Origin of the sequence: Bradyrhizobium sp. SZCCHNR3119 (assembly GCF_032487775.1) — a bacterium.
In the GTDB taxonomy this organism is placed as follows: domain Bacteria; phylum Pseudomonadota; class Alphaproteobacteria; order Rhizobiales; family Xanthobacteraceae; genus Bradyrhizobium.
Map to the genome: position 1 here is coordinate 4,593,425 of NZ_JAUEUV010000001.1, position 22,603 is coordinate 4,616,027.

Below are 22,603 nucleotides of genomic sequence, written 5' to 3' on the forward strand. Positions count from 1 at the left end.
GACACGTTCGCCAGCCCATTTTGCTGCGGCGCATTCGCGACATTCCTGTGAAATTCGGTTTGCTTTCACTTTCGTTTGTGTTTATCTCGCAAACGAAAGCGAAATCGCCGGAGTGAAGGCGATTGCCGGGGGAACGTCGGTTGGAGCGGATTTACGACCTCGCCATTATCGGAGGCGGCGTGAACGGTTGCGGCATCGCCCGCGATGCGGCCGGACGCGGCAATTCGGTATTTTTGTGCGAGATGAATGACCTGGCCAGCGGGACCTCGTCCTGGTCAACCAAGCTGGTGCATGGCGGCCTGCGCTATCTCGAATATTACGAGTTTCGGTTGGTGCGCGAGGCGCTGATCGAGCGCGAAGTTCTCTGGCGGATCGCGCCTCACATCATCAGCCCGCTGCGCTTCGTTCTGCCGCATCACGCGGGCCTGCGGCCGGCTTGGCTGCTGCGCCTCGGGCTTTTCCTTTACGACCATCTCGGCGGCCGCAAGCTGCTGCCGCCGACGCGCTCGGTCGATCTGCGCAGCGACGAGGTCGGCAAGCCGCTGCTTGCGGGGCGATATTCACGCGCCTTCGAATATTCGGATTGCTTCGTTGACGACGCCCGTCTCGTGGTCCTGACCGCGCGCGACGCCGCCGACCGCGGCGCCGTCATCCGCACCCGCACCCGCGCGACCGAGATCCGGCAGACCGGCGGCGTCTGGCAACTGACCGTCGTGAATACCGAGACCGGCGAGCGCGAAACCATCCGCGCCCGTGCGCTCGTGAATGCCGGCGGCCCCTGGGTCGAGGAGGTGCTGGCGCGCGGCGCCGGCGTGAATGCCAAGGCCAAGGTCCGCCTGGTGCAGGGCTCGCACATCGTCGTGCCGAAGCTCTATGACCACGATCGGGCCTACATCTTCCAGAATGCCGATGGCCGCATCGTCTTCGCGATTCCCTACCAGCAGGATTTCACGCTGATCGGCACTACCGATCGCGACTATCACGGCGATCCGGCCAAGGTGAAGGCGACGGAGGAGGAAATCCGTTATCTCTGCGCGGCGGTCGGCGAGTATCTCGCCAAGCCGGTCCGCCCCGAAGACGTGGTGTGGACCTATTCCGGCGTGCGCCCGCTCTATGACGACGGCGCGTCCGAGGCCAAAGCCGCGACGCGCGACTATGTGTTTGAGCTCGACACGCCCGACGGACTGCCGCTGTTGTCGATCTATGGCGGCAAGATCACGACCTATCGGCGGCTCTCCGAGGAGGCGCTGGAGCGCCTGTCGCCATATTTGAAAGGCGGCAAGGCGGGCGCGGGCTGGACGGGCCAGTCGCCCTTGCCCGGCGGTGAGATGGTGGTTTCCGGCGTGCCGGCCCTGGCTGCGGAGTTGCGCAAGGCCTATCCGTTCCTGGCCGAGGCGCATGCGCGCCGGCTTGCCCATGCCTACGGAACGCGCGCTGCAAAAATGCTCGGCAACGCTGCCGCAGCTTCCGATCTCGGCCAGGATTTCGGCGCGACCTTGACGGAGCGCGAAGTCAGGTACCTGATGGCGGAAGAGTGGGCATGCACGGCCGAGGACATCGTGTGGCGTCGATCGAAGCTTGGTTTGCGGATGTCGCCGCAGGAGATCGCGGCGCTCGATCATTGGATCGAGGCCAACCGCGCCTCCGTTGTCGCGCCCGCGCGTGAGGCGGGAGGACGCGCATGAGCGTGACGCTCGACCAGGTCACGCGCGTCGTCGATGGTCTTCCGACCATTCGCGATGTGTCGTTGACGCTGCAGCGCGGCACCTTGAGCGTGCTGCTCGGCCCGACCTTATCGGGCAAGACCTCGATCATGCGGCTGCTTGCCGGGCTCGACAAGCCGACCACCGGTCGCGTGCTGGTCGACGGCAAGGACGTCACCGGCGCCGACGTGCGGCAGCGTTCGGTCGCGATGGTCTATCAGCAGTTCATCAACTATCCGTCGCTGACGGTCTATGAGAACATCGCTTCGCCCCTGCGGGTGCAGGGCAAGCCGCGCGACCAGATCGAAAAGCGCGTCGCGGAGGCGGCGAAGCTGTTGCGGCTCGAGCCTTATCTGCAGCGCACGCCGCTGCAACTCTCCGGCGGTCAGCAGCAGCGCACGGCAATCGCCCGCGCGCTGGTGAAGGGCGCCGACCTCGTGCTGCTCGACGAGCCCCTGGCCAATTTGGACTACAAATTGCGCGAGGAGCTGCGCGCGGAGTTGCCGCGCATCTTCGAGGCCTCGGGCGCGATCTTCGTCTATGCCACCACCGAGCCGTCGGAGGCGTTGCTGCTCGGCGGCCGTACCATCTGCATGTGGGAGGGCAAGGCGCTGCAGGTCGGTGAGACCGCCAGCGTCTACCGCCGCCCGGACACGTTGCGGGTGGGGCAGGTGTTCTCCGATCCGCCGATGAACATCGTCGGCATCGTGAAGCGCGGCGACCAGGTGCATTATGACGGCGACGTTGCTGCGCCGGCGACCGGGCTCTATGCCGGTCTGGCCGACGGGACCTATCGTGTCGGTTTTCGGCCGCATCAGCTCGGGTTGACCAAGAGCGGCGCCAGCCACGGCCGCCACGCTTTCCCGGCGACCGTCTCGGTCACCGAGATCACGGGCTCCGAGAGCTTCGTCCATTTGTCCCGCAACGGCGTGAACTGGGTCGCGGTATTGCACGGCGTGCACGAATACGAACCCGGCGAGGCGCTGGACGCCGTGCTCGACCCCGGCAATATCTTTGTCTTTGATGCCGCCGACCGGCTGGTCGCGGCCCCCAGCGCCTGAGGGAGATGCCGAATGGCCCGCATTGACCTCGTCGACCTCGCCCATGCCTACAACGGCAACGTTGCCGACACCGAAAGCTACGCGCTGAAACCGGTGACGATGACTTGGCGCCAGGGTGGCGCCTATGCGCTGCTCGGCCCCAGCGGCTGCGGCAAGACCACGCTGCTCAACCTGATATCTGGCATTCTGACGCCCTCGCGCGGCAAGATCCTGTTTGACGGGACCGACATCACGCAGCGATCGACCCGTGAGCGCAACATCGCGCAGGTGTTCCAGTTCCCGGTGATCTACGACACCATGACGGTCGGCCAGAATCTCGCATTTCCGCTGAAGAACCGCGGCGTGCCGAGAGCCGAGATCGACAAGCGCGTTGCCGAGATCGCTCATCTCTTGGATCTGACGCAGGATCTCGACCGCAAGGCGACGCGGCTCACGGCGGATGCCAAGCAGAAGATCTCGCTCGGGCGGGGCCTCGTCCGCTCCGACGTCGCCGCCGTGCTGTTTGACGAGCCGCTCACGGTGATCGACCCCGAGCTGAAGTGGCAGCTGCGCTCCAAGCTGAAGGCGCTGCATCGGGAACTCGATCTCACCATGATCTACGTCACCCATGACCAGACCGAGGCGCTGACCTTCGCCGACACGGTCGTGGTGATGCATGACGGCCGCGTCGTGCAGAGCGGCACGCCGGCCGAACTGTTCGAAAAGCCCGCGCACACCTTCGTCGGCTACTTCATCGGCTCGCCCGGCATGAACATCTTGGCGGCTGAGGTCAAAGGGCACGAGGCGCGCATCGACGGTCACACCCTGACGCTGTCGCGCAGCTATGACGCGCTGGCTGCGGCCGGGAAGATCGAGGTCGGCGTGCGTCCCGAATTCGTCGAGGTGGCCGAGCCCGGGCCCGGGCTTCTCGCCGCCAACCTCGAGCGGATCGACGATCTCGGACGTATCCGCTTCGCCCGCGTGCGGGTCGGTGACGTGAAGTTCGCCGCGCGCGTGCCGGCCGGCTTCTCGCCGTCGGGTTCGTCCGTCGGGCTGAAGTTCGATCCGTCGCATGTGCACGTCTACGCCGACAGCCGTCTGGTCGAGGGAGTCGCCTGATGGAGAAGACCATCAACAACAAGGCCTGGCTCCTGGTGTTGCCGGTGTTCCTGCTGGTGGCGTTCTCCGCCATCATCCCGCTGATGACGGTGGTGAATTATTCGCTGCAGGATACCTTCGGCAACAACCAGTTCTTCTGGAACGGCGTCGGCTGGTTCAAGGAGTTGCTCGATCCCTCGACCGATCTCGGCGGCCGCTTCCTCGCCTCGCTCTGGCGCAACCTCATCTTCTCTGCCGTGGTGCTCGCGATCGAGGTGCCGCTCGGCATCGTGGTGGCGCTCTCGATGCCGCGCGCCGGCTGGACCGTCGCTTTCTGCCTGGTGATGCTCGCGCTGCCGCTGCTGATTCCGTGGAACGTGGTCGGCACCATCTGGCAGATCTTCGGCCGCTCGGATATCGGCCTGCTCGGCTACGTGCTGAACCGGATCGGCATCGACTACAACTACGTCTCAAACGACTTCGACGCCTGGGCAACCGTTATCGTCATGGACGTCTGGCATTGGACCAGCCTGGTGGCGCTGCTCTGCTACGCCGGCCTGAAGTCGATTCCGGATGCTTATTACCAGGCGGCGCAGATCGACGGCGCCTCGCGCTGGGCGGTGTTCACCGCGATCCAGCTGCCGAAGATGCATCGGGTGCTCCTGATCGCGGTGCTGCTCCGCTTCATGGACAGCTTCATGATCTACACTGAGCCGTTCGTGGTGACCGGTGGCGGACCCGGCAATTCCACCACCTTCATCTCGATCGAACTCGTCAAGATCGCGCTTGGCCAGTTCGACCTCGGCAAGGCGGCGGCACTGTCGCTGGTCTACAACCTGATCATCCTGATCGTCTGCTGGGTGTTCTACACGATCATGACCAATGCCGGCGCCGATCGCCGGCCGGCGAAGAAGGGAGGCGCGTGATGCATTCGATTCCGGGCCGCCGCATCATCATGTCGGTCTTCCTGGTCTTTCTGCTGTTGCCGATCTACTGGCTCGTCAACATGAGCTTCAAGACCAATGCCGAGATCGTCTCGACCATGACGCTGTGGCCGCATCAGCCGACGATCGCGAATTACAAGCTCATCTTCACCGACGAGAGCTGGTATTCCGGCTACATCAATTCCTTGAAATACGTCATCCTCAACACGGTGATCTCGATCGCCGTGGCGCTGCCGGCGGCTTACGCCTTCTCGCGCTACCGCTTCCTTGGCGACAAGCATCTGTTCTTCTGGCTGTTGTCCAACCGGATGGCGCCGGCCGCGGTCTATGCGCTGCCGTTCTTCAACCTGTATTCCGCGATCGGCCTGTTCGATACGCCGTGGGCGGTGGCGCTGGCGCACTGCATCTTCAATGTCCCGCTCGCGGTCTGGATCCTCGAAGGCTTCGTGTCCTCGGTGCCGCGAGAGATCGACGAGACCGCCTTCCTCGACGGCTATTCATTTCCGCGCTTCTTCGTGAAGATCCTGGTGCCGCTGATCGCAAGCGGCATCGGGGTGGCCGCCTTCTTCTGCTTCATGTTCTCCTGGGTCGAGCTCCTGCTGGCGCGCACGCTGACCTCGGTCAACGCCAAGCCGATCTCGGCGGTGATGACGCGCACGGTCTCCGCCGCCGGCATGGATTGGGGCCTGCTCGCCGCCGCCGGCGTGCTCACCATCATCCCCGGCGCGCTCGTGATCTGGTTCGTCCGCAACTACATCGCGCGCGGTTTCGCGCTAGGTCGGGTGTGACCATGAACTGGCAAGCCCGCCGAAATGAATTCGGTGCGCTCCCTCGCCGGGGAGGGGAGTGGACCATCCTCGGTGAGAGAGCGTCCAGTTCCTCTCCGTCAATTGTTGCCTGGAGGCATTGAGCCATGGACAGCATCGCCTGGATGGCCTGGACGCTGCCGACCGCGATCTTTTTCGTGGTCCTCGCCTGCATGCTCGGCGTTATGACCTGGCTCGCTGCCGCCTATCCCGAGGCCGAGCGTGTCGGGGTCTTAAGGATCCCGACCACGCGCGGTGACCGCCTGTTCATTTCGCTGATCCTGGCCGCCGTCATCCACCTCGCGTGGATCGGCCTGGTCGGCACCGATACGATTGCGACCTTGCCGATCGGCGAGGATGGCATCGAGGTTTCGGGCCTGTGGCTCGCAACCGTCATTTCACTTGCGTCAGCCTTTGCGATCTTCCGCACGGTCTGAGGCAGGCGAAAAAGAGCAGATCCGGGGGCAACCCGGGCCTGGAGAAGTCTGTCGCTGCAACGGAGGAACACCATGCGATATCTGCCGGAAGGAAAGGGGCCTGCGACGAGGGTTAAGGCTCTCAAGGTCAAGGCCTTGATGATGAGCAGCGCGCTCGCGCTGTTGGCGGCATCCGCCGTAGTTACTGGACCTGCCTATGCGGACGAAGCGGCCGCAAAGAAATGGATCGATTCCGAATTCCAGCCGTCCACGCTCTCCAAGGACGACCAGATGAAGGAAATGGAGTGGTTCATCAAGGCCGCTCAACCCTACAAGGGCATGGAGATCAATATCGTCTCCGAGACCCTGACCACGCACGAATATGAATCCAAGACGCTGGCCAAGGCGTTCGAGGAGATCACGGGCATCAAGGTCAAGCACGACATCATCCAGGAGGGTGACGTCGTCGAGAAGATCCAGACCCAGATGCAGTCCGGCAAGAACCTCTATGACGGCTGGATCAACGATTCCGACTTCATCGGCACGCATTTCCGTTACGGCCAGGCGGTCGACCTGACGGACTGGATGGCGAAGGAAGCGAAGGACGTCACCGATCCCTATCTCGACGTCAACGACTTCATCGGCAAGTCGTTCACCACTGCTCCGAACGGCCATCTCTATCAGCTGCCGGACCAGCAGTTCGCGAACCTCTATTGGTTCCGCTACGACTGGTTCACCAACCCGGAGTACAAGGCCAAGTTCAAGGCCAAGTACGGCTATGATCTCGGCGTGCCCGTGAACTGGTCGGCCTATGAGGACATCGCCGACTTCTTCACCAACGACATCAAGGAGATCAACGGCGTCAAGGTCTATGGCCACATGGACTATGGCAAGAAGGACCCCTCGCTCGGCTGGCGCTTCACCGACGCCTGGCTGTCGATGGCCGGCAACGGCGACAAGGGCCTTCCGAACGGCCTGCCGGTCGACGAATGGGGCATCCGCATGGAAGGCTGCCGTCCGGTCGGCTCCTCGGTCGAGCGCGGTGGTGACGTCAACGGACCGGCTGCGGTCTATTCGATCGTCAAATATCTCGACTGGCTGAAGAAGTACGCTCCGCCGCAGGCGCAGGGTATGACCTTCTCGGAGTCGGGTCCGGTGCCGGCGCAGGGCAACATCGCCCAGCAGATCTTCTGGTACACCGCCTTCACCGCCGACATGGTGAAGCCGGGTCTGGCCGTCATGAACGCCGACGGCACGCCGAAATGGCGCATGGCCCCGTCGCCGCATGGCGCGTATTGGAAGGACGGCATGAAGCTCGGCTATCAGGACGTCGGCTCGCTGACGCTGCTGAAGTCGACCCCGGTCGACCGCCGAAAGGCAGCCTGGCTCTATCAGCAGTTCATCGTGTCGAAGACGGTGAGCTTGAAGAAGAGCCATGTCGGCCTCACCTTCATCCGTGAATCCGACATCTGGGACAAGTCGTTCACGGAGCGTGCGCCGAAGCTCGGCGGCCTGATCGAGTTCTACCGCTCGCCGGCGCGCGTGCAGTGGACCCCGACCGGCAACAACGTGCCTGACTATCCGAAGCTCGCGCAGCTCTGGTGGCAGAACATCGGTGATGCGGCCTCCGGAGCCAAGACGCCGCAACAGGCGATGGACTCGCTCGCTGCGGCTCAGGACTCCGTGCTCGAACGCCTGGAGAAATCCAAGGTGCAGGGCGACTGCGGTCCGAAGCTGAACAAGAAGGAGAGCGCCGAGTACTGGTTCAACAAGTCGGCGAAGGACGGCAACATCGCGCCGCAGCGCAAGCTCGCCAACGAGAAGCCGAAGGGCGAAACGATCGATTACGACACCCTGATCAAGTCGTGGCCGGCGACTCCCCCGAAGCGCGCCGAGGCGAAGTGACGGCCGCAGGCCGTCAGGTCGTCCACACTCACGGTCGTCGCCCGGCTTGACCGGGCGATCCAGTACGCCGCGGCGGCCGCGAGAGCCGCTACCGTCTCGGAGTACTGGATGCCCCGCCTGCGCTGGGCATGACGGAGGAGAAAGAATACGAAAGGCCGGGAGCGATCCCGGCCTTTTGCATTGCTCTGTCCTTCGTCATTGCGAGGAGCGGAAGCGACGAAGCAATCCAGATCTTTGGCTGCGCAAGACTGGATTGCTTCGCTTCGCTCGCAATGACGGTTACTATTCGGGCGTGCTCGCCGCATCGCCTTAGAGCATGATCCGGAAAAGTGGAAACCGGTTTTCCGAAAAGATCATGCTCAATCAAACAGATGAGATCATGATGCGGCTCCTTCTAACCGCATGATGATCTAAGGAGCTTGCCATGCGCATGATTTTCCGCTGCGATCCTGCGCTGGAGCCGTATCTGCCGCGACCTGTGCCGGCGCGCACGATGCTGCCGGACTGGCTGCGGCGGATGCCGGCGTCGGCGCATTCCGATCTGCATGGTCGCGACATCCGCACCGTCAAGCAGTGCCCGCCCTTCGTCGATGCGATGGCCCACGGCGTGATGATCCTGCTGCCCTGCGACGTCAATGTCGAACGCGGTACATTCTCCTGGGACTGGGAGATTCCGGAGCCTGCGACCGAAGGGCATCCCCGCGCGCCGCTCAGCTTTCACGTCGCCGCGCAATTTGCCGGCGCTCCGTTTGCGCAAGGCGAACGCTCGGCGATCAAGTTCAACAGCTTCTGGACCATCGAATGTCCCGACGGCTGGTCGCTGTTTGCAACTCATCCCGTCAACCGCGACGATCTGCCGTTCCGCACCGTGACCGGGCTCGTCGATGCCGACCGCTTCCATGATGGCGGCATCAATTTTCCGGCGCTGTGGACGGCGCTCGATTTTTGCGGCGTGCTTGCGAAAGGAACGCCGGTCGCACAATGTTTTCCGGTGCCGCGGGAAACCATCGAACTTGCGTTCGAGCCGTTCGACCCGGCACATGGCGCAGCGTATTCCAAGACCGTCGCGGAGGTGCTGGCTGCGCCGAACGTCTACCGCAAGCGGTTTCGCGCTCGCCGGGGCCGGCTAGTCTAACCAGCTAAAGCGAGCCGCAAGGCGGCCTCGTCGAGCCAGAGCCGGCCGTGCGACGCCGAGGTCAGGGCCATGGCGATCGATCCGAACATTTCAGGCCTGAGATGATAGGCCTGTCGATAGGCCTGCATCGCGGTATCGCGGTCGCCGCTTTCCTGCAGCACGATGCCGAGATTGAGTGCGGCCTCGGCGAAATCGGGTTTGAGCGCGAGCGCCTTCCTGTAGGCTGCGGCCGCGCCGAGGTGGTCGCGCTGGTCCTGGCGAACCAGGCCGAGATCGAACCAAGTCGAGGCGGGAGCGTCATCGGATGCGGCACGCTCGAGATGCGATCTTGCGGATGCAAGATCGCCATCCTCGAAGGCCAGCCGCCCGAGCCGCGCGGCGGCTTCGCCGTGCTGCGGAACCACTTTGAGGATGGCCTGCCAGGCTTCGCGCGCCTGGGCGCGGTAACCCGCTTGGTCGAGGATGCGCGCCTTCTCGACGAAGGCTTCCCGCTGCGGGGCCAGCGCCAGCGCGCGGTCGACATGGTCGAGCGCGGCAGCGAAATCCTTGTCGGCACGCGCGATGCGCGCGGCAAGCAGTTGCGCGGCGGCGTTGTCGGGGCGTTGCGCCAGGCTCGCCGCCAAATGGGGGCGGGCGGGTGCAATGTCGTGCAGCGCATACAGCACCGCGGCCAAGAGATGGCTCAGCCTCGGTTCGCCGGGCGTACGTTTCAGCTCCTGCTCGCAGAGCCGGCGCGCCTCGCCGGCGCGTCCCGCGTTGAAAGCGGCCGCGGCGCGGCGCACGATGTCTTCAGTCGTCGATCCCATGCGGGGACGTTATCGCGTTCCGCGGCGTGCGCCAACGAGAAGCCGAACAGGTACGACCTTCCCGACGCAACGACAGGCGCGGCGATCTTGATGCGCGGCTTCTGGCCGAACTGCTGATCGAGCCGCTCACGTCATGCTGCCGGGGAGGAAGCAGCGGATCTCCACGTGAAGCCACTTGTCGAGCTCCCGATAGTAGATGGGCCAGACCATCGTCCGCCCCGACCGGTTCGGCTCGGTGATGACGGCGTCCTCCGGAACGTCCCACCATTGCCCTTCGATCCGCACGCGATAATGACCCGCCGTCATATCCCAATCGACATCCGACAGCGCCGTTCCGTCTGCGTCGGAACAGCAGGGCCCTTTGCGCGAACGAAGACTTTCGAACCAGCTTTTCAATGGAGAGTTGGCATAGCGGCCGTCGAGATCTCGAGCCGCGGCGAGATGCAGAGAAGGCGCATTTGTGATCAGGGCGACGGTCCCGGCAAACAGCAGCAGGCTCGCGCGATAGCTGTTACGCATTGAAGCAAAGAGCGCCCGTCGTGCGAGGCCTGCAGTCCCATCAGGAAATTTGTGATGTGCGGAGAGATCGGTCGGTGTTGATTTGGAAGGTTTTCTGCGCATCACAAGGGGCCTTGCTGTTTGGGATTGCGAGAAAGTTTCCTCGACGTCTGTGGCGGAAGTTCGTGATTGTTGCACGAAAGCGCGAACTACATCGGATCGCGACGAAAAAGTCGACGGTGATATCCGTCGAAGGATAATCATCATGGAGCGGGCATGGAGATATCCCGAGATGATGTAGTAATGTTCTACTGATTTTGATCGATTAGTTCACTTGCCAGGTGAAGCTGACGCACTCTCTCAGATGGAGCGTCAAGGCTGTCAGCTCGCACGAAGCGCTCGGAATGCTGGCCGACTTTGAACGAGTGCCAGAGTTGGCCGTGTCCCGTCGGCGACGGAATGCGCTTCGATTCCGAAGTTCGCAAACCAGGTAGCCGCCGTTGGACACGGACTTCTGAGTCCAGGCCCTGGTCCCGAAGCAGATCGGGAATTTTTCCCGTTTGAAACGGGAAATCTTTCCAGGCAAGACCGCCTTGAACTGGTCGAGAACAGTGCGCAATCTCGCGCCAGGCGAGGCAACACAAGATGATAGCCAGATCCCATTGGAACTGGGCATCCGCCGCGACGTCGAACGGCTTGGCCGCGCCTGGAGGACAACATGAGTGATGCGCAGCTTCCACCGCGCAGATTGGTTGCATCCCGGTTTGTCGGCGCCTTTACCGCGGCGTTGCTCGGGCTCATGCCCGCGGCCGTCCTGGCTGAGGAGGCGGGGGCGCCGCCAGCGCCGGTTGCGGGCGTAGGCCTGGTCATGCCGCTACCCCAGGGGCTGTCGCCCTGGAGCATGTTCATGCAGGCCGATATCGTCGTGAAGGCGGTGATGATTGGGCTTGCGCTGGCGTCGGTGGCGACGTGGACCGTGCTGGTCGTCAAGCTGATCCAGCTGCGCAGCGTGCGCGGCGAGGCACGGCGCGCGCTGTCGGTCGTCATTGCCGCCCGCTCCTTGATGGACGCGATTCGCCAGCTCGGTGAGCAGAGCAGTGTCACCGGCCGCTTTCTTAGCATGGCGGATGACGAGATCGAGAAGTCGCGCGGCCTGCCCGCCGATGGCATCAAGGAACGCGTCAGCTGGCAGTTCGAGCGGATCGAGGCGGCGGCTGTGCAGCGCATCGGCCGCGGCATCGGCCTCCTTGCTACGGTCGGCGCGGTCGCGCCGTTCGTCGGGCTGTTCGGGACGGTCTGGGGCATCATGAACAGCTTCATCGGCATCTCGCAGGCGCATACGACCAACCTCGCGGTCGTGGCGCCCGGCATCGCCGAAGCGTTGCTCGCCACCGCCTTCGGTCTTGCCGCAGCGATCCCGGCGGTCGTGATCTACAACGTGTTCGCGCGCGCCACCGGCACGTATCGGGCGGTGCTGGCCGATTCCTCGGTTGCCATTATGCGCCTGTTGAGCCGCGATCTCGATCGCCAGGCAATGCCGCTCGATGTGAGGCGGGGCTTGCGTGCGGCGGATGCGCCTACTCTGTCGATCGCCGATAGCGCGGAGTGAGCCATGGCGATCCGGCTTGCCAAGCGCGACGACGAGTTTGCGGAGACGCACGAGATCAACGTGACGCCGTTCATCGACGTCATGCTGGTGCTGCTCATCATCTTCATGGTCGCGGCGCCCCTTGCGACGGTCGACATTCCGGTCAACCTGCCGTCGGCCTCGGCCGAGCCCGCGGCGCGCCCCGACAAGCCGATCTTCGTCACTTTCAGGGCGGATCACTCGCTCGCGGTCGATGATGGCACGGTCGCACGCGACGAGCTTGCCGCCGCGCTCGATGCCGCAACGAATTCCGATCGCAATCAGCGCGTGCTGCTGCGGGCCGACCAGGCGCTGTCCTATGGCGAGGTGATGGATGTGATGAACCTGCTGCGCAATGCGGGCTACACCAAGGTCGCGCTCGTTGCGGTGGAAAATCGGGGCAGCCCGTGAGCGTGCTGACGGTCGATCCGTATCAGCCGGAGCAGGGCCGGGACACGGCATTGTGGACGGTGAGCGCGCTGGTGGTGGCGGCGCTCCATGTCGGGCTGGCCGCGGCCTATCTGCTGCTCAAGCCCGTGCCGGACGGGCGCGCGGAAGCACCTGCCATCGACGTCGCTTTCGTGCCGGCAGCCGCTCCGCCGGCTGTTGCCGCGCCGGACGCCCCACAGGCCGCGCCGACTCCGCCGGTTGAGCAATCGGCGCTCGAGGCGCCACAGGTCGAGCCGCAAGTTGAACCGGTCGTCCCGCCGGATGCCCTCACTGCGCCCGCACCGGCACCAGCCGAACCGCAGGAGAAGGTCGAACTGCCGCCTGAGCCTTCGCCGCCGCTCGCGTTGACCACGCCGGAGCCGCCGCGCACGGAGGACGCCATTGTCGCTCCGCCTCCGCCGCCCAAGCCTGTCGAGGCGAAGCCGGAGCAGCACAAGCCGGTGACGCCACATGAGCGCGCGGAGCGCAAGCCGGAAGACAAGCACGATAAGCCCGAGCACAAGACGGCGCGTGCGAAGCCTGCAGCCGAAGCGAGCAAGCCGACCCGGATGGCCGCCGCGCCCAATCCCGGTGCGCAGAGCGAAGGCGCACGGGCCGGGCAGGCGTCCTGGAACAGCGAAGTGGTGGCGCAAATCCGCCGTTACGCGGCTTATCCGGCCGATGGCGGGGGAGCGAGCGGCACGGTGATGGTCAGCGTCGTCATCGATCATGGCGGTCGGCTGCGGTCGCACCGGCTGGCCGGCAGCTCCGGCTCACCGGCGTTGGATCGCGCGGCGCTGGCTATTGTCGAACGCGCGCAGCCGTATCCGCCTTTTGCACCCGGCATGACCGAGGCGCAGGTTACGCGCACTGTTCCGCTGCATCTGCGCCCGCGCTGAGTGGCGTCACCACTTAGCGATCACGGGCTCATACGTCCCGTTACTTCGTGCAATCGGCCAGATCCGTATCGCGCACCACGAACTGCGTGCCTTCCTTGAGGTCGATATTCTTGGCGATGCAGATACGGCCGTTCTTGTCGGCGAGCCTGATGTCGTAACGCCCAGACTTGACGCCGACCAGCGTCATGCGTTCGTTGTGATCGACCTCGCCTTCGTCGTCGTTCTTGCACTGGTCCGGTCCCCAGCTCTTCGAGCCGACCGGCGCGAGCTGCATCTTCACTACGGTCTGCCCGGTGCGGTTGAGGAAACGTGGGCCGTCGTCGGTCCATGCGGCCGAGTTCGCGAGGACAAGCAGAACGCTGATGACGAAAGTCCGGTGCATGGGACGTCTCCTTGTGGTGCGGGATCGGACGAGCTCAGCGCCGTCGCGATGGAGGGGAGGGATGCCTAGAAATCTTTGCCGATGCTGGTCTTGAGCGCGAGGCCGCGCGATGCGTTGGTCAGTCCGTAGCCGATGCCGAAGCTGAGTTCGAAGCCCTTGAACCTGGTGTCGGCGACGGCATAGAGCGTCTGCATCTGCTGATGCCACGGCAGGACGGTGCCGATCGGCCCCAAGTTCGAGAAATGCTCGATCCCGACCGTCCATCTGTCGTTGAGGCGCTTGACGAAGCGAATCGAGGGCTCGAACGCCGAACCGGCGCCATCGATGCCGAACGTCATGTTGGCGTTGAAGATGAGCTGGTAGTCGTTCGGCAGGTTCACGCCGATGATCGGCGTGAACATCTGGGCGACGCGCGGATTGGCTTCCTGCACGAACCGCGGCGCGTTCGGATTGCCGGCGGCCGCCTTGTTCGCAACCCACAGGTCCGGCGTCAATCCGCCCTGCGGCGAGAGGATGGTCCGCGAGACGAGGCCCAGGAATACGGTGCGCTCCAGCCGATCGCCCTGAATGAGAGTCTGGCGGATCGTCACGCCGCCGGATTGGAAGGAATAGCCGGGGATGCCGTTGTCCATGCCGCCCATGGTCATCGGCACGTTGGCGCGCGCGAAGGCGTAAGGCGATGTGAGCGCAATCTCGTACCATTCGGTCGGCGAATAGCCGATTTCGGTTTCGCCTGTCAGTGCGTGCTGAGGTACGCGCTGTCCTCCCGCCTGCGCCGGCGGATTGAAGGTGGTGACGTAGCCGAAGCGCTGCTCGACCTGGAAATGTCCGGGCGAGGCGGGATCGTTGCCCTGGATCTCCTCGGCACTCACGCTGCAAGGCGACGCGAAAAGGGCGACGACGATCAGCCGTCGCAGAAGTTGTATCTGCGGACCAGACGGTTCTTTGCCGATGATCGACCGCATTGCCCTCGCGCTCCCCTCATCGACGGAGCTAATGAGTGCGCAGGGCGAAAAAATGCGTCGGCCTCGGCTGAAAGGTGACCCAATCGAGGAACTACAAACAATCGACGCCGCATTTTACTAAAGATGTGCCGCGATCGGCGTCGATAGGGAGCTTTTGGCAAGGTTGTAGGGGTATTTTGACCGAGGAACATGGCAGGTCCCTGTCACCCGCACGCTGGCCGATATGAGCGAATGTGGCAGCCTGCCAACATATTCCAGCCCAAGACGGATGGCAGACGTCACCTCCGCCACCCGGCAAGTCTTGGTTGATGCGAGGCATTCGATTGTTGGAAGATCCCGTCCGCGCGCGGCGCGGCTGCCGTGAACGGGGCCTGCGAACCGCGGCAGTGGCTATGGCAATGTCGATGATCGTCTCCGGCCATGCCTTTGCTGATAATCTGCAGCGGGTGCGACCAGGCCCGGTCGGTATACATTCGTCCCATCGCAGCACGGTGGCGCGCTCTTGCGCTTCGCATCCTGTCATGCGATGTCGACATGGCGCTGTCGGTGTAGCAAAGCCGACACGGGCTGACGTCCATGACCGTCCCGGCTCCTATTTCCTTCATGGTCCCCGCTTCTGATCTTCGGCCGCAAGTGCAAATCTACCTGATCGTCCCGCCACGGCCGGGCATTCGTCCTTGAAGATCCGGGACATCTGGCATATGCGAAGACTTGTTAGCTCGCGCGGATCGCGTGGCTGAAGGGAAGCGCTCTGCCTCTTCCTTGCGCACGTGGAACGCGAATTTGATCATTTCACCCCCGCGCAGAGCTGATCGCGGTGGGACCAAGAGGGCACATTCGATGAATTGGAAAAAGGCGATCACGGCAGCCGGCTTGTGCGCGGCGGCAATTTTCGGCACGATGACCATTGCAACCGGCGCATCGGCAGCCTCCAGCTTCCTGAAGTCCATCGATCCCGATAATGACGGAACCGTCGATGTCAACGAAGCCAAGGCGGCGGCCTCGCTGCTGTTCGACCGGTTGGACCGCGACCACGATGGCACGCTGGATCGCAAGGAACTGCACGGCCGGGTGTCGGCGAAGGATTTTGCCGCGGCTGATCCGGACAACGACGGCACCCTGACCAAGGACGAGTTCCTCGCCCTGGTCGTGAAGCGCTTCAAGACCGCCGACCCGGACAATGACGGCACGCTCGATGCGAAAGAGCTGAAATCGGTCGCGCGCCTGCTGAAGTGAGGCGTCCGATCAGGGTGATCGGCGCAACCACATGGTTTTGAACATTAAAGTGCGATGCGCTTCGGTCGGAAGCCGTCGCATTTTGCTTGCCGGCAGGAGCACCTGCGGTCGGCGGGGCATCAGCCGAATTTCTGACGCGTGATCTCGACGGCGAGACGGATCAGATCGGAGAGGCCGCGCGCGCCGAGCTTGCGTCGAAGCCGAAAAGTAAGGTTGACGACGGTCTTGTAGCTGATCCCGAGATGATCGGCGATGGCTTGGTAAGGCCTGCCTTCTGCAAGCAGGCGGACGACTTGTTGTTCCCGCGGAGTCAGGGCAGCAAAGCGATCGTTCTCGGTTTCCGCGCGAACCAGCGCGACCCTCCTCGCTAGCTCCAGATCCATATAGCGCTGCCCCGAGCGGACGTGCTCGACGGCTTTGGCCAGTTCTTCCGGCGGCGCGTCCTTGGCAAGGTAGCCGGTCGCGCCGGCCGCGATCGCGGCCCTGACGATGCGCGGATCGAGATGCATGCTGAATACGAGAATGGCCGGTCGGGTGGCATGAGATCGGAGACGCTCGATCAGTGCGAGCCCTCCGAATTCTTCGCCATGCAACCGGAGGTCGATGACGACGACGTTGGGCTGGCGATCGAGAAAGGTCTGGTAGGCGGTTGCAGAGTCGTTGGCGTGAAGGACGGTGGTGACGCCGGCTTGCTCGAGCAGGAGGCGGCAAGCGGCGATGACGATCGGATGATCGTCGACAAGAAGAACTTTGCTCATCGGTGAGAAAGGTGTGGCCAAGACGCATCAGCGGGAAACGATTTATATCGGGTGCCGCGAATGGCGCGATCCTAAGGCGATGCAGCGGCCCTTTAGGCCGGGATCGCAGCCCCTTTCTTGGCGGCGGGAAAAATGTCCCTGGAGGTCGGGGAAAAATCCCTATTGAAGCGGTCGGAACCCGTCTCTAGCAATGTTAATGCATGTAAACACGTAGTTCGACTGATTTGTTCGAAGCTCGGGGCGCCGGGCAGCCGCGGACGGGAATCGTCGAAGATTGAAGTGGGGGACGTCTTGACCAAGCTTGGAGCGCTGAAGCGTGCGCTGCTGTTGACCTGCACGATGCTACCTGGGGCTGCGTTCGCGCAGCAGACCTTGCAGACCATTGAAGTCGTCGGCGTGGCGCCGGTGCCAGGGGGCGGAGAGATCGACAAGGAAAAAGTCCCGTCGAACGTTCAGACGATCGATGCGCACGACCTCGATCATACCAAGACGCCGACGCTGCTGGACGGCATGCTGCAGTCGTTGCCCGGCGTCTCCTTGAGCGATCAGTCCGGCAATCCGTTCCAGCGCAATCTCGACTATCGCGGCTTCACTGCCTCTCCGGTGCCGGGCACGCCGCAGGGCATCGCGGTCTACCAGAACGGCACCCGGATCAACGAAGCCTTCGGCGACGTCGTCAACTGGGATCTGCTCCCCGAGGTCGCGATCGCGCGCATGACCTTGATGCCGAACAACCCGCTGTTCGGCCTGAACGCGACCGGCGGCGCGTTGTCGATCGAGATGAAGAACGGCTTCACCTACCACGGCACCGAGGCGCAGCTGTTCGGCGGCTCCTTCGGTCGCATTTCGGGGAGTGCGCAATCCGGCTATCAGGACGGAAACTTTTCGGCCTATGTCGCCGCCGACAGCACCTACGATCGGGGCTGGCGCGACTATTCGTCATCGTCCCAGATCAGGCGCATGTATGTCGATCTGGGCGCGCGCGGCGACCAGACCGAATTCCACGTCTCCTTCACGGGTGCCGACAACAAGCTCGGCTCGGTGGCGGCGACGCCGATCGAGATGCTGAACCAGCGCTGGTCGAGCGTCTACACCTGGCCGCAGAGCACCCATCTGCAACTGGTCTTCCTGCAGGCCAACGCGAAATGGACGCCGACGGATACGTTCACCGTGCAGGCCAACTCCTATTTCCGCGCCTATCGTTCCGCCCATGTCGACGGTAATGGTACCGATGCGCAGGCTTGCGATGACAACGGCGCGTTCGCCGGCCAGCTCTGTATCGGGGATGGCGCCACGCCGCTCAACCAGAATATGGCGGTTCTCAACACATTGGCCGGCAACACCGCGCTCGGCGAGATCGATCGCAACTGGACGCGCTCGAACAGCTATGGCGGCTCGTTGCAGGCGACGTCGACCAATCAGCTGTTCGAGCATGATAATCACTTCGTCGTCGGCACCAGCGTCGATCATGGCCGGACGCGCTTCCAGGCCAATTCCGAGCTTGGCACGGTCGATCCCAACACTCTTTTCGTGAATGGGACCGGCGTCTACATCGATCAGCCTGCAGCCGACCTGACGCCGGTCAACCTCACCGCCAAGAACACCTATGTCGGTGTTTACGCCACCAACACCTTCGACATCACCTCACAGCTGTCGTTCACCGCCGGCGGCCGCTTCAACTTCGCGCAGATCAATTTGCAGGACGAGACCGGCCTCAATCCGCTGCTCACCAGCCGCAACAACTATTCGCGGTTCAATCCGGTGGTCGGCCTGACTTATCGGGTAACGCCCAATCTCACGGCCTATGCAGGATATTCGGAGGCCAACCGCGCGCCGACGCCGCTCGAGCTCGGCTGCTCCGATCCTGCCACGCCGTGCCAGATCGACAACTTCCTGATTGCCGATCCGCCGCTCAAGCAGGTGGTGTCGCATACGGTCGAGGGCGGGTTGCGCGGTGAGTGGTCGGGCGGCGCCGTTGCCGTCGAGCCGCTGCCGAGCAAGGCGCCGGCCAAGGCCATCGACAATGGCTGGCGGCTGCGCTGGGGCGTGAGCCTGTTCCGCACCCAGAACAGCGACGACATCATCAACATCGCGAGCTTGGCGGTCCCGAATTTCGGTTACTTCGCCAACGCCGGCACCACCTTGCGCCAGGGCGTCGAAGCCAAGGTCGATCTGGCCTGGAATCGCTGGACGGCTTACGCCAACTACACCTTCGTCGACGCGACCTTCCGGAGCAGTTTTATTGCCAACGACCCGAACACGCAGACGACGGTCGACGTGCTGCCGGGCAGCCACATCCCTGCGGTCCCGGCCCATCGCCTCAAGCTCGGTGCGGAATATGCCGTGACCGACGCCTGGAAGATCGGCGGAGATCTCAACTATATTGGCAGCCAATATCTGCTGCGCGACGACTCCAACATCTATCCCAAGGTGCCGGCCTATTGGGTGGTCAACCTGCACACGTCCTATCAGGTGACGAAGAACGTGGAAGTGTTCGGGCTGGTGCAGAACCTGTTCAACAAGCATTATTATTCGGCCGGAACCGTGTTCAGTCCCGCAGGCTTCAACAACTCGACGCCCGGCGGTGCCAACATCCTCAGCTTCAACGATCCGCGCAGCATGCTGCCGGGCGCGCCTCTCGCGGTCTATGCCGGCATCAAGGCGACGTTCTGAGAAAACGGACTGACACGGATCCCAAGGCGCATCTGCGCCGCCACGGCCGCCTCCACCGTGGCAAAAAGGCCGGGAGCGATCCCGGCCTTTTTCTTCGTCATTGCGAGGAGCAGGTCTCTCGCACCTGGATTGCTTCGCTTGCGCTTCGCAATGACGGTGAGAGAGCCTTCCCGATTATTCCGCCGCCTGCGATTGCTTCAGCGTCGGATAATCGATGTAGCCCTTGGCGCCGCCGCCATAGAACGTGGACTTGTCGAACTCGTTGAGCGGCGCACCGGCCTTGAGCCGCTCGACCAGGTCCGGGTTGGAGATGAACAGCTTGCCGAACGCGATCAGGTCGGCCGCATTGGCATCCAGCACCTTGTTGGCGAGCGCGAGGTCATAGCCGTTGTTGGCCATGTAGGCGCCCTTGAAGCGCTTGCGCAAGGATGCGTAGTCGAACGGCGCGATGTCGCGCGGACCGCCGGTCGCGCCCTCGATGACGTGGATATAGACGAGATTCAGCGCGTTGAGTTGATCGACGATGTAGTCGAACAGCGGCTGCGGATTGGAATCGGAGACGTCGTTGGCGGGCGTCACCGGAGAGATGCGGATGCCGGTCTTGTCGGCGCCGATCGCATCTGAGACGACTTTGGAGACTTCGAGCATCAGTCGGGCGCGGTTCTCGATCGAGCCGCCGTAGGCATCGGTGCGCTTGTTGGCGCCGTCCTTCGCGAACTGGTCGAGCAGATAGCCGTTGGCACCATGAATCTCGACGCCGTCGAAGCCGGCCTCGATCGCATTCAGCGCCGCCTGCTTGTAGCTCTCGATGATGCCGGGGATTTCCGACAGTTCGAGCGCACGCGGCGCGGAGACGTCGGTGAAGGCGCCGCCGACAAAGGTCTTGGTCTTCGCCTGTATCGCCGAGGGCGCGACCGGCGCGCCGCCATTCGGCTGCAGCGAGACGTGCGAGATGCGGCCGACATGCCAGAGCTGGATGAAGATGCGGCCGCCGTCGGCGTGCACGCGGTCGGTGACCTTGCGCCAGCCCTCGACCTGCGCCTTGGAATAGATGCCGGGCGTGTCCTGGTAGCCCTGGCCCTGCTGCGAGATCTGGCTGGCTTCGGTGATCAGAAGCCCGGCGGAGGCGCGTTGACCGTAATATTCGGCCGCCAAGGGGCTCGGCACCATGCCTTCGACAGCGCGATTGCGGGTCAATGGCGCCATCACGACGCGGTTGGCCAGCGTGATCGGCCCAAGCTTGAAGGGCTCAAACAGTTTCGACGTGCTCATGTGATCTCCGGATGATGGACTATGAGGGACAATTGTGCGTTGCCGCGTAAGGCACAATTGGACGAGCCATTCGCGTTACGCAGAGGAGGGCCGCGATCGGTAGCCGCGGGCCTCACCGCATCGGTCAGTTCATGCCCAGGAAATCCCGCTTGCCGATCTCGACGCCGTTGTGGCGCAGGATTCCGTGCGCGATTGCGGCATGGAAATAGAAGTTCGGAAACGAGACGCGGTTGATGAAGTCCTGGCCCTTCAGTGTCGTCGTGACGTTCGGCGCGCTCGGGAAAGTGACGTCCTTGGCCTCGCCGCCCTCGAATTGCGCCGGCTTGAAGGTCTTCAGATAGTCGATGGTCTTCGACAGGCGTTGGTGGAGCTCGGCGAAGCTTGTTTCGGTGTCCGGGGTGCTGGGCACTTCGCTATGGGAGAGCCGCGCGCATCCTTTGGCAGCGAAATCGCAGGCGAGCTGGATCTGGCGCGTGAACGGCAGCATGTCCGGGTAAAGTCGCGCGTTCAGCAGCACCTCGGGCTGGATTTTTTTGGCCTCGCAATGGGCTTCTGCCTTGGCAAGCAGGCCGGTGAGGCTGGTGAGGATCTGCAGATAGGCGGGAACGGTCGAATCGTAGAAAGACATGTGATGCTCTCGTTAAGAGGAGACGTCGCAAGACGCCGCCCTCGGAGATGGGGTTGCCTCCAAGAGAATGCAACTGCATCTTTTTCTATTTTGCGGATCCCGCGCGATCCGCTGCATGGCCCGTGGGGTGGGCTGAGTGGCTTGTCCGCGGATCACTCATCGCATCCTCGGTTGGGCTGCGAGGCCGGGAGTTGTCACACCGATCACGCAGGACACATGTCTGCTTGTCGAACTGCGAACGCGGCGATATCGTCGGGTGCGACTTGTGAGAAAAATCAAAAAGGTCTCGGCCAGAAGAAGTGGCCGTGCAGGGAAGGGAAACGCATGATGTCCGGCATCAGGATCGTGGCTGTTTGCGCCGTTGCTAGCGCAATGGTCACCGGCTCGGCGCTCGCTGACACGAGCGGAAAGAAGATTGCATTTTCAAACAACTATGCGGGCAATTCCTGGCGCCAGGCGATGCTCAAGAGCTATGACATCGTCACCAAGAAGGCGGTCGCCGACAAGATCGTCGCCGCCGCCGATGTCTTCACCACCGCCGACAAGGAGGTGCCCACCCAGGCGGCGCAGATCCAAAATCTCATCCTGCAGGGATATGACGCGATCGTCATCGATGCGGCTTCGCCGGATGCGCTGAACGGCGCCGTCAAGCAGGCCTGCGATGCCGGCATCATCGTCGTGTCGTTCGACGGCATCGTCACCGAGCCCTGCGCCTACCGGGTCGTCGTGGATTTCAAGGCGATGGGGAAGCAGGAAGTCGAGGAGATGGCCAAGTTCCAGCCCAAGGGCGGCAATCTGCTCGAGATTCGCGGCCTTGCCGGGACCTCGATCGACGACGCCATCCACACCGGCATCCTTGAAGGGATCAAGGCGCATCCGGAGTTCAAGATCGTGAGTTCGGTGACCGGCGACTGGGATCAGACCACGGCCCAGAAGGCCGTTGCCACCGTTCTGCCTTCGCTGCCGGACATCGTCGGCGTGGTCGATCAGGGCGGCGACGGCTATGGCGCGGCGCAGGCCTTCGCAGCCGCCGGCAAGCCGCGCCCCACCATCATCATGGGCAACCGGCAGGACGAGTTGCAGTGGTGGAAGGAGCAGAAGGCCAAGGACGGCTATAAGTCCTGGTCCGCCTCGATCGCGCCCGGTGTATCGACGCTGGCATTCTGGGTCGCGCAGCAGGTGCTGGACGGCAACAAGACCATCCCCCACGATCTGCTGGTGCCTTATCTTGCGTTCACGCAGGACAATTTCGAGGCCGAATTGCCCAACATCCCGAAGGGGGGCGTCGCCAGCCACGAATACACGCAAGCGGAATCGATCGCGGCCATCAAAGCCAACATGAAGTAACGGCTGAAGCGGCGGGCGGTTCGCGAAACGCAGGAT

21 protein-coding genes are annotated in these 22,603 nt (G+C 63.3%); 14 read left to right on the top strand and 7 right to left on the bottom strand.

All coding sequences use genetic code 11. From position 1 onward, the window contains the following. Positions 1–140 precede the first annotated feature (140 nt). The 8 genes from glpD (at position 141) to QX034_RS21195 (ending at position 9,047) form a co-directional block, all read left to right on the top strand. A complete protein-coding gene (gene glpD / locus QX034_RS21160) occupies positions 141–1,685 on the top strand; it encodes a glycerol-3-phosphate dehydrogenase (RefSeq protein WP_315706812.1) in 1,545 nt (514 codons plus the stop codon). Next, positions 1,682–2,764 carry an ABC transporter ATP-binding protein gene (locus QX034_RS21165; protein WP_315706811.1) on the top strand — a complete coding sequence of 361 codons (1,083 nt, stop codon included), beginning with the start codon at positions 1,682–1,684 and terminating at the stop codon, positions 2,762–2,764. The genes glpD and QX034_RS21165 overlap by 4 nt, the downstream gene beginning before the upstream one ends. Before the next feature lie 12 nt (positions 2,765–2,776). After that, entirely contained in the window at positions 2,777–3,862 is a 1,086-nt protein-coding gene (locus QX034_RS21170) for an ABC transporter ATP-binding protein (RefSeq protein ID WP_315706810.1), read from the top strand. Beyond that, positions 3,862–4,767, top strand: coding sequence for a sugar ABC transporter permease (locus tag QX034_RS21175; protein WP_315706809.1), 906 nt, complete (start codon positions 3,862–3,864; stop codon positions 4,765–4,767). The genes QX034_RS21170 and QX034_RS21175 overlap by 1 nt, the downstream gene beginning before the upstream one ends. Beyond that, on the top strand, positions 4,767–5,573 hold the full coding sequence (locus tag QX034_RS21180) for a carbohydrate ABC transporter permease (RefSeq protein ID WP_315706808.1): 807 nt from the start codon (positions 4,767–4,769) through the stop codon (positions 5,571–5,573). The genes QX034_RS21175 and QX034_RS21180 overlap by 1 nt, the downstream gene beginning before the upstream one ends. Positions 5,574–5,698: 125 nt before the next feature. Further along, positions 5,699–6,028, top strand: coding sequence for a DUF2160 domain-containing protein (locus QX034_RS21185; protein ID WP_315706807.1), 330 nt, complete (start codon positions 5,699–5,701; stop codon positions 6,026–6,028). A gap of 141 nt (positions 6,029–6,169) precedes the next feature. After that, positions 6,170–7,912 (top strand): ABC transporter substrate-binding protein, encoded by a 1,743-nt coding sequence (locus QX034_RS21190; protein WP_315706847.1) that lies wholly within the window; start codon positions 6,170–6,172, stop codon positions 7,910–7,912. 424 nt (positions 7,913–8,336) lie between these two features. Continuing rightward, complete coding sequence (locus QX034_RS21195) at positions 8,337–9,047, top strand: hypothetical protein (protein ID WP_315706806.1); 711 nt, start codon at positions 8,337–8,339, stop codon at positions 9,045–9,047. Here QX034_RS21195 and QX034_RS21200 read toward each other — a convergent pair. Both QX034_RS21200 and QX034_RS21205 read right to left on the bottom strand, forming a co-directional pair. Then, positions 9,044–9,853, bottom strand: coding sequence for a tetratricopeptide repeat protein (locus QX034_RS21200; RefSeq protein WP_315706805.1), 810 nt, complete (start codon positions 9,851–9,853; stop codon positions 9,044–9,046). The genes QX034_RS21195 and QX034_RS21200 overlap by 4 nt on opposite strands. Positions 9,854–9,979: 126 nt before the next feature. Next, on the bottom strand, positions 9,980–10,372 hold the full coding sequence (locus tag QX034_RS21205) for a hypothetical protein (protein ID WP_315706846.1): 393 nt from the start codon (positions 10,370–10,372) through the stop codon (positions 9,980–9,982). Between the two features lie 847 nt (positions 10,373–11,219). Between QX034_RS21205 and exbB the strand changes: the two genes are divergently transcribed. From exbB to QX034_RS21220, 3 genes are read left to right on the top strand one after another with little or no spacing between them, the layout of a single operon-like run. Next, a complete protein-coding gene (exbB, locus tag QX034_RS21210) occupies positions 11,220–11,960 on the top strand; it encodes a tonB-system energizer ExbB (protein WP_315706845.1) in 741 nt (246 codons plus the stop codon). Between the two features lie 3 nt (positions 11,961–11,963). Continuing rightward, positions 11,964–12,389 (top strand): TonB system transport protein ExbD, encoded by a 426-nt coding sequence (gene exbD / locus QX034_RS21215; protein ID WP_315706804.1) that lies wholly within the window; start codon positions 11,964–11,966, stop codon positions 12,387–12,389. Then, positions 12,386–13,306, top strand: a complete 921-nt coding sequence (locus QX034_RS21220; RefSeq protein ID WP_316195760.1) for a TonB family protein — start codon at positions 12,386–12,388, stop codon at positions 13,304–13,306. The genes exbD and QX034_RS21220 overlap by 4 nt, the downstream gene beginning before the upstream one ends. A 40-nt stretch (positions 13,307–13,346) precedes the next feature. Here QX034_RS21220 and QX034_RS21225 read toward each other — a convergent pair whose 3' ends face one another. Then, the gene (locus QX034_RS21225; protein WP_315706802.1) at positions 13,347–13,688 is read right to left on the bottom strand and encodes a hypothetical protein; all 342 of its coding nucleotides are present in this window, start codon (positions 13,686–13,688) and stop codon (positions 13,347–13,349) included. 65 nt (positions 13,689–13,753) lie between these two features. Next, on the bottom strand, positions 13,754–14,653 hold the full coding sequence (locus QX034_RS21230) for a hypothetical protein (protein WP_315706801.1): 900 nt from the start codon (positions 14,651–14,653) through the stop codon (positions 13,754–13,756). Positions 14,654–15,493: 840 nt separating this feature from the next. Between QX034_RS21230 and QX034_RS21235 the strand changes: the two genes are divergently transcribed. Further along, positions 15,494–15,889 carry an EF-hand domain-containing protein gene (locus QX034_RS21235; RefSeq protein ID WP_315706800.1) on the top strand — a complete coding sequence of 132 codons (396 nt, stop codon included), beginning with the start codon at positions 15,494–15,496 and terminating at the stop codon, positions 15,887–15,889. 119 nt (positions 15,890–16,008) lie between these two features. Here the strand turns inward: QX034_RS21235 and QX034_RS21240 are convergent, their stop codons facing one another. After that, positions 16,009–16,647, bottom strand: a complete 639-nt coding sequence (locus QX034_RS21240; RefSeq protein WP_315706799.1) for a response regulator transcription factor — start codon at positions 16,645–16,647, stop codon at positions 16,009–16,011. Positions 16,648–16,938: 291 nt separating this feature from the next. Here QX034_RS21240 and QX034_RS21245 point away from each other — a divergent pair, with 291 nt between their 5' ends. Then, complete coding sequence (locus QX034_RS21245; protein ID WP_315706798.1) at positions 16,939–19,320, top strand: TonB-dependent receptor; 2,382 nt, start codon at positions 16,939–16,941, stop codon at positions 19,318–19,320. Between the two features lie 174 nt (positions 19,321–19,494). Here QX034_RS21245 and QX034_RS21250 read toward each other — a convergent pair whose 3' ends face one another. Beyond that, positions 19,495–20,592, bottom strand: coding sequence for an alkene reductase (locus QX034_RS21250; RefSeq protein WP_315706797.1), 1,098 nt, complete (start codon positions 20,590–20,592; stop codon positions 19,495–19,497). A 124-nt stretch (positions 20,593–20,716) separates the two neighbouring features. Next, positions 20,717–21,220 (bottom strand): DUF1993 domain-containing protein, encoded by a 504-nt coding sequence (locus QX034_RS21255; RefSeq protein WP_315706796.1) that lies wholly within the window; start codon positions 21,218–21,220, stop codon positions 20,717–20,719. A gap of 324 nt (positions 21,221–21,544) precedes the next feature. Here QX034_RS21255 and QX034_RS21260 point away from each other — a divergent pair, with 324 nt between their 5' ends. Then, entirely contained in the window at positions 21,545–22,567 is a 1,023-nt protein-coding gene (locus QX034_RS21260) for an ABC transporter substrate-binding protein (protein ID WP_315706795.1), read from the top strand. Positions 22,568–22,603 lie beyond the last annotated feature (36 nt).